This is a genomic window from Sulfuricurvum sp. (assembly GCF_036279695.1).
Classification (GTDB): Bacteria; Campylobacterota; Campylobacteria; order Campylobacterales; family Sulfurimonadaceae; genus Sulfuricurvum.
This window is the reverse complement of the sequence record NZ_DASUIQ010000098.1, coordinates 1-7,971: the sequence shown is the minus strand read 5'-3', so window position 1 is coordinate 7,971 and position 7,971 is coordinate 1. Positions and strand designations below refer to the sequence as shown.

General features: G+C 48.2%; 5 protein-coding genes. 2 read left to right on the top strand and 3 right to left on the bottom strand.

Features of this window, described 5'->3' with window-relative positions; genetic code table 11:
- From VFW36_RS09675 to nifJ, 3 genes are all read right to left on the bottom strand, one after another.
- The coding region (locus VFW36_RS09675) for a DUF502 domain-containing protein (protein ID WP_329658607.1) at positions 1-467 on the bottom strand (467 nt) is incomplete at its 3' end.
- 51 nt (positions 468-518) lie between these two features.
- On the bottom strand, positions 519-1,514 hold the full coding sequence (locus VFW36_RS09670) for a dihydroorotate dehydrogenase-like protein (RefSeq protein ID WP_329658606.1): 996 nt from the start codon (positions 1,512-1,514) through the stop codon (positions 519-521).
- On the bottom strand, positions 1,514-5,080 hold the full coding sequence (gene nifJ, locus VFW36_RS09665; protein ID WP_329658605.1) for a pyruvate:ferredoxin (flavodoxin) oxidoreductase: 3,567 nt from the start codon (positions 5,078-5,080) through the stop codon (positions 1,514-1,516). The genes VFW36_RS09670 and nifJ overlap by 1 nt, the downstream gene beginning before the upstream one ends.
- A 146-nt stretch (positions 5,081-5,226) precedes the next feature.
- Here nifJ and VFW36_RS09660 point away from each other — a divergent pair, with 146 nt between their 5' ends.
- Entirely contained in the window at positions 5,227-7,179 is a 1,953-nt protein-coding gene (locus VFW36_RS09660) for a M3 family metallopeptidase (RefSeq protein ID WP_329658604.1), read from the top strand.
- Between the two features lie 54 nt (positions 7,180-7,233).
- Positions 7,234-7,971: endonuclease/exonuclease/phosphatase family protein (locus VFW36_RS09655; RefSeq protein ID WP_329658603.1), on the top strand; the 738-nt coding region annotated here is incomplete at its 3' end.

The window sequence follows — 7,971 nt, the reverse complement described above, 5'->3', positions numbered from 1 at the left end:
ACCGTATATCCGCTCGTCGGGTTCGGAGAGGTCGGGATAAAAAGAACACAAATATTTTCATGACGGTTGAGCAAATAGGCGGGAACCCATAACCCCTCTTTGGGATACTCAACCAAAACCACCTCTTTTTTCGTCCCGTCTTCTCCACCGCTGAGCATGGCGGCAAGTTTTTTCGAGACCGAATAGACGGAGCGAATCGCGGGAATTTTCTCAAACGTGCTGTCGATCATCGAGACAAAGATAGAGCGACCGTACTTCTCGATCGAAAATCCGAGCACGGCGAAGACAGCGATAACCCCTGCCATCAATGCTAATGTCACCCCAAACGAATTGGTGTAATCATGGAGTGAGAGATAAGCGCTAACGCCTAGATTTTTCAGATAGTTGACCACTACAATGACCAAAATCAAAGGAAAAAGGGACAACGCCCCGACAAAAATATACCGCAACAATAATCTTATTTTCATACTCATCGGCAAAACCCTTTTTAATATGCCGAATTATACCGCACAGAAAAACTATCGGCGATAATGCTGCAACGCATACATATAAGAGTTTCGCTCGAAAACCGACGGATTATCGGTATGGATCAGCGAAATAGAACCTTTCATCTGGCTAATCGATTCGTATTCATGTTTCTCCATCCACTCATTTATATCGCTCAGTATCTGCTTGATTTCACCCTCCCCTTTGATCAACAGCACCGAAGCAAGAGCCGTCGCGTCGGCTCCGCTCATAATCGCTTTGAGGACATCTTCGCCGGTGTGGATTCCCGTATTGGCACAAAGGGAACAAGAGAGTTTTTTGTAGAGGATCGCACACCAACGGAGCGATTCACTCAAACGTTCGGATGAAGTGATATTGGCTCTCTGCAAAGGGGTAAGGAGTTCCAGATCAACATCGACCAATGTAGGGTTATCAAAAAGACTCAACCCTTTGGCTCCCGCTTCGACAAACCGTTTTGCCATATTGGCAGGGTTGGAAAAGTAGGAGTTCATTTTAACGTTCAAAGGGATGGCGATTTGCTCGGCTACCGTCGCTACCGTATCGATATACATCTGCTCGACCCTGTATCCTTCCAACTCCATCGATGTTGGGATATAGGTGATATTGAGTTCCAGTGCATCAGCACCCGCTTCTTGGAGTTTTTTCGCGTATTTGACCCATCCCCCCGAAGAGACACCGTTCAACGAGGCGATAATCGGAATATGCACCCCCTCTTTGATCCTTCGGATCTCTTCAAGATAGTGATCGGCTTGAAGGTTGTCAAAATCAACCTCGCTGGGGAGATAGGTAAGCGCTTCTGCATACGAATTGCTGTTTACATGGAGAAAATGGTCTATTTGACCGATTTCATGGTTAATCTCCTCTTCAAAAAGAGAGTGCATGATAACAGCAGCGATACCGTTATCCTCGAGCTTTCGAATACTCTCCAGCGATCCGGTAAGCGGTGACGCACTGGCGATCAGGGGATTTTTGAGGTTCAGCCCCAATATAGATGTTGAGAGTTCCATTATTCTTCCTCCTGCGCAGGTTGATAATACTCATGCAGATTTTTATATCGTTCATAAAGCGAATGTGCCGTATGAGCCGCCGTTTCCAGATATGCCACGGCAGATGTAGCATTCATTTTTTCGACCATTTTAAATCTTGTTTCTCGATACATGAAATCTTTAACATCGATTTTTGGTCCTTTATAATCCAATGTCATCGGATTTTCGCCCGCTTTGATTTTGTCGGGATTGAACCTGAAAATCGGCCACAGACCGCTATCCACTGCCCGTTTTTGCTGATCAAAACCGTATTTCAGATCATACCCGTGAGCAACACAGTGCGAATAGGCGATGATAATAGAGGGACCCTCATACCGTTCCGCTTCGATAAAGGCTTTTACCGTTGCCGTATCGTTAGCTCCCATCGCGACTTTAGCGACGTAGACATTTTCATAAGCGATTGCCATCGCGGCGAGATCTTTAGGAAGTCCCGCTTTCCCCCCTGCGGCAAATTTTGCCACCGCACCGGTAAAGGTCGCTTTGGACTGCTGCCCCCCCGTATTCGAATAAACCTGCGTATCGAGAACCAAAATATTGACGTTTTTGCCGCTAGCGAGAACATGATCCAATCCGCCGTAGCCGATGTCGTACGCCCAGCCGTCCCCGCCCATGATCCAGACCGATTTTTTGACCAGATAATCGGCAAGCTCAATCAGCGTTTTGGCTTTCTCGCTGTTTTGATGTTCCAGCGATTGTTTCAATGTATCAACTCTTTCGCGTTGCGCATTGATTTGCGATTCCTCATGCTGCTCGGCACCTAAGATCTCATCGACGAGCGCCCCATCCAACTCGTCTCTCAATTCTTCGAGCAGTCCGCGCGCCCGATCACTCTGTGCATCGATGGAGAGACGAAAGCCCAAACCGAACTCGGCATTGTCCTCAAAGAGCGAATTTGACCATGCAGGACCTCGCCCAACCTCATTCTTTTTCCACGGCGTTGTGGGAAGATTGCCGCCGTAGATAGAACTGCATCCCGTCGCATTCGCAATCACCATCCGGTCTCCGAAGAGCTGAGAAGCGAGTTTCACATACGGTGTCTCTCCGCATCCCGGACACGCACCGCTGAACTCAAACAGCGGCTCCAAAAATTGGGACTCTTTGAGGTTGGCATGGTCGAGTGATGCGCGATCCATTTTCGGCAAGGAGAGGAAAAACTCCCACTGTTTTATCCCCGCCTCGCGCAGCGGTAGCTGAGGTACCATATTGATCGCTTTGAGAGAGGTTTGGGATTTGTTTTTCGCTGGACACACTTCGACGCAAAGGGCACATCCTGTACAATCCTCAACCGCTACCGAGATAGCGAATCGGTCGTTTTCTCCGAAGCCTTTCCCTTTTGCCGCTTTGGCGCTAAACCCATCCGGTGCACCGCTCAAATACGACACGTCAAATACGCTGGAGCGGATCACCGAGTGAGGACACGCCGAGACACACTTATTACACTGAATACAGGTATCGCCGTCCCACAGCGGAACTTCCTGAGCGATATTACGTTTCTCATACTGCGTCGTCCCCGTTGGCCAAGTGCCGTCATCGGGTATTTGGGAAACCCGAAGATCATCCCCTTTGAACGCGGTAATTTTTCCGATCACTTCACGGGTGAACGCAGACATATCCCCTTTCAAGGTAGGCTGGAGTTCGAGCGACGAGTTGACTGAGGATGGGACATCGATTTCATACAGATTCTCCAACGTCGTATCGACGGCGGCGTAGTTCATTTGAACAATGACATCCCCTTTGGAGCCGTAGGTTTTTTGGATGGAGCCTTTGATCTTTGCCATTGCCTCCTCTTTGCTCAGTATTCCGCTGATAGCAAAAAAGCAGGTCTGCATCACCGTATTGATTCGCCGTCCCATATTCGACGCATGTGCTACTTTGTACGCATCGATCGCATAAAATTTGAGCTTCTTTTGGATGATTCTCTCTTGCGTCACCCGCGGGAGACGGTTCCATACCTCCTCTTTGGGATAAGGGGTATTAAGCAAAAATATCCCCCCCTCTTTGGCGATATCGAGAAGATCAAGTTTTTCCAAAAAGACCGCTTGATGAACCCCGACGAAATCGGCTTTTTGGATCAGATAACTCGATCGGATCGGCTTGGTACCGAAGCGTAGATGCGACGTCGTCATCGAACCCGACTTTTTCGAATCATAGACGAAATACCCCTGCGCATAATGATCCGTTTCGGTTCCAATGATTTTGATCGTATTTTTGTTCGCCCCCACTGTTCCATCCGAGCCTAACCCGTAAAACACCGCCTGAAACTGATCGGGATTTTCAAGAATGAAGTTATGATCGTATTCCAACGAGGTGAAAGTGACATCATCATCGATCCCGATCGTAAAATGGTTTTTCATTAACGGTTTTGACAACTCTTTGTAAATAGAGAAGATCATAGAGGGGGTAAACTCTTTGGAAGAGAGACCGTACCGTCCACCGATGAGGCGCGGCATTGTAAACGGCAAAGTATCTTGATTTTCAAAAAGAGCAGTCAGAACATCATGATAGAGCGGTTCACCGAGACTTCCCGGCTCTTTGGTACGGTCCAGTACCGCTATCGATTGCACCGATGTCGGAAGTGCGGCGATAAACGCCTCCGAGGCAAACGGCAGTGCAAGCCGCACTTTGATCATCCCCACTGTTTCTCCGATCGAGACAAGATGGTTGACGCTCTCCTCTACCGCTTCGGCACCCGAACCCATCAAGACGATGACCCGCTCCGCATCCGCAGCACCGACATAGTCAAACAGATGATAGGAGCGTCCACTAAGAGCGGCAAACTTATCCATCTCCCCTTGCAGAATTTCTATCAATGCTTTATAGTAGCGGTTGACACTCTCTCTCCCTTGAAAATAGACATCAGGATTTTGTGCCGTCCCGCGCAACACCGGATGATCGGGGCTCAGTCCCCGTGCACGGTGTGCGGCAACAAGATCCATATCAATCATTGCTCTGAGCACCTCATCGCTTAGTTTTTCGATTCGGCTCACTTCATGAGAGGTTCGAAACCCGTCGAAAAAGTGGAGGAACGGTATACGAGAACGGAGACTCGCGGCTTGGGAAATGAGAGCAAAATCGTGCGCTTCTTGAACACAGTTCGATGCGAGGAGGGCAAAACCGGTCTGTCGAACCCCCATTACATCCTGATGATCCCCGAAAATGGAGAGACCCTGCGCCGCTAGTGAGCGCGCAGCAACATGAAATACTGTCGATGTCAACTCCCCCGCAATCTTGTACATGTTGGGGATCATCAAGAGTAACCCTTGAGAAGCCGTAAAAGTCGTCGTCAGCGAACCTGCCTGCAGAGTACCGTGTACCGCACCGCTGGCACCCCCTTCGCTTTGCATCTCATACACTTCGGGGACGGTGCCGAAAATATTTTTTTGCCCTTTGGAACTGTAGAGATCACTAAACTCACCCATCGCCGATGAGGGGGTGATGGGATAAATGGCGATGACTTCATTGATTTTGTGGGCGACAAGGGCGACGGCCTCATTGCCGTCTACGGTGATTGTATCGGATTTGCTCATGATGAAATTTCCTCTCTGTGAATAGGATAATTGCTCTTGAAACTCCTACAATTATAATCCAAAAAAAACATTTTCTCCTAAATAGTTCTCATTAGAATAATTTTTGAAACACTTGACTACAATATCATCCATAACTAGGAGAAAAAATGAACCCGTTTGCCGAATTTAAACTCGATTTAGAGACTTTTATCACCGATTTGAACGCTCTTATCGAAATCAATCATAAAACCATAGAGACATTACTCTCGATACCCGAAAAAACCTACGCCAATTTTGTCCGCCCTTTTGATCTGATGGAAGAAGATTTGGAGCTGTTGTTCACTCCGCTATCGCATATCAATGCCGTTAAAAACTCCGAGGCTTCCCAAAAAGTATACGCGGATGCCCTCCCGATCCTCACCGATTACTCCACCTTTGTCGGGCAAAATCTCGATATTTATGAAGCGTTCAAAAGTGTCAAAGCCCGTGAATACGATTCTCTAAATACCGAACAGCGCCGTATTTTGGATCTCAATATTCTCCATTTTGAGCTTGCAGGTGCCCATCTGGATGATGCTTCCAAAGAGCGTTTGGCAGAAATTAATCTACGTAAAAGTACCCTCACCAACGACTTCTCCCAAAACGTCCTCGATGCAACCAATGCTTACGAGAAAATCATCACCGATCCCGCCGATGTTGAGGGTATCCCGGAGAGTGATTTAGAAAATGCCCGCTTCGAAGAGGACGGCATCACCAAATACCGTTTTACCCTACAAATGCCCTCCTACATCGCTTACATGACCTATGGGACTAACCGCACTATCCGAGAAGAGCTGTACCGTGCCTACACCACGCGTGCACCGCAGAACGGAGAAATTATCGATGAGTTGATGGCACTTCGTCAAGAGAGTGCAAAGCTTCTGGGATTTGAGAACTATGCCGAATACTCCCTCGCCTCCAAAATGGCACCGAGTACGGAAAGCGTTTTGAAGTTTTTAAATGAGCTTATCGATGCTTCCCGTCGTCAAGGGTTGCGAGAACTCGAAGAGCTTCGTGCCATCGCTCCGAATATCGATCTGCAAAGCTACGACACCGCATATTATGGAGAAATCCTCAAAAAAGCCCAATACGACATCGACGAAGAGGAGTATCGTCCCTACTTCGAACAACACAGCGTGATGGAGGGGATGTTTACCTTTTTGAATCAACTCTTCGGCATCCGTTTTGTCCGCCAAAACATTGAACTCTGGGATCCGAAAGCGAGTGCCTATGATATTTATGAGGGAGAAGTTCTCACCGCGCGGGTCTATTTCGACCTCGAAGCCCGCAAAGACAAACGGGGCGGCGCATGGATGCATAACTTTCAAACCCACCACTGCGACAGTGCAGGATGCACGCACCTCTCCAGCGCATTTGTCGTCTGTAACTTCCCCCCATCTTCTGAAACCTCTCCCTCACTGCTGCGGCACGATGATGTCGTCACCCTCTTTCATGAGATGGGACACACAATCCACCATCTCTTGAGCAAAGTAAAAGAGCATGGTGTGAGCGGTGTCAACGGCGTCGAATGGGATGCGGTGGAGTTTCCCTCCCAGTTTTTGGAAAACTTCGCCTATGAGCCGAAAGTGTTGAAACTGTTTGCTAAACATCATGAGAATGGTGAAATCCTCAGCGATGCGATGATCAAGAAACTGATCCGAGCCAAAAACTTCCAAAGCGGTATGTTTATGCTCCGACAGATCGAATTTTCCCTCTTTGATTTCGAACTCCACTCCAAACTCTATCAAGGCGATGAGATTCAAAATCTTCTCAATTCAATCCGAGAGCGAACAGCCCTCATCAAACCCCCAGCGTTCAATAAATTCCAAAACGGGTTCAGTCACATCTTCAGCGGCGGATACAGTGCGGGGTATTACAGCTACAAATGGGCGGAGGTACTCAGTGCCGACGCCTATTACGCCATCGTCGATGAGGGGGTATTCGGTTCCGAGCTTGCCCGTCGCTACAAAGAGATCGTCCTAGCCAAGGGGGGATCGCAAAGTATGCAGGAGCTGTTTGTCGAGATGATGGGGCGCGAATGCGACTCCAAAAATCTCCTTCGTCTCAGCGGAATAGAGTAAATGCGCGCTCTATTCCTGTCGGTATGGATGATCTCAATACTAGGAGGGGTAGAAGTGAAAATAGCGAGTTACAACGTCGAGAATCTCTTTGATATGCAACGCGACGGTACCGAGTACGAAGAGTACATCCCAAACGGAGACTGGGGATGGAACGAGGAGATGTATCGCACGAAACTGGGCCACACTGCACAAGTGATCGCAGGAGTTCATGCCGATATTATCGCCCTGCAAGAGATCGAATCCTTGAATGCCCTCAAAGATCTCAAAGCCGAAATCAACCGTCAGGGACTCTACTATCCCTATTATGCCTTTGCCAAAACCCGAAACTCCGCGGTGAGCGTAGCGCTGCTGAGCCGTTATCCTATCCAAAGCGCCCTCAAATATCCTGTCAATTACAGCGGCAAATACCGTGATATTCTCGAAGCCAAAATCAATATCGACGGCACCTCTTTGCGTGTTTTCGTCAACCATTGGAAATCCAAAAGCGGACCGGAGAGCGAACGTATAGCGTGTGCGAAGCGTCTCCTTTTACGACTCAAAGAGCTTCCCAAAGATGAACCGTTTATCCTTGTCGGGGATTTCAACTCCCATTTTGAGGAGTATAAAACGTTTATCAAAAGCCGCAAACTCAATGATACGGAGGGGATGACGGGGATCAACCATATCCTCCGAACCGTCGATGAGAACAACAATCCGATCACCTATGCATCTGTGCAAAACAATAGCGATGTTCTCTATAATCTTTGGTATGAGCTAAGTAGTGAAAAGCGGTGGAGCCATCAGTTTAGAGGC

Bases quoted from the DNA above. Each gene is read 5' to 3' on its own strand.
- VFW36_RS09660 (WP_329658604.1), top strand. From the start codon at position 5,227: ATGAACCCGTTTGCCGAATTTAAACTCGATTTAGAGACTTTTATCACC.
- nifJ (WP_329658605.1), bottom strand. From the start codon at position 5,080: ATGAGCAAATCCGATACAATCACCGTAGACGGCAATGAGGCCGTCGCC.
- VFW36_RS09670 (WP_329658606.1), bottom strand. From the start codon at position 1,514: ATGGAACTCTCAACATCTATATTGGGGCTGAACCTCAAAAATCCCCTG.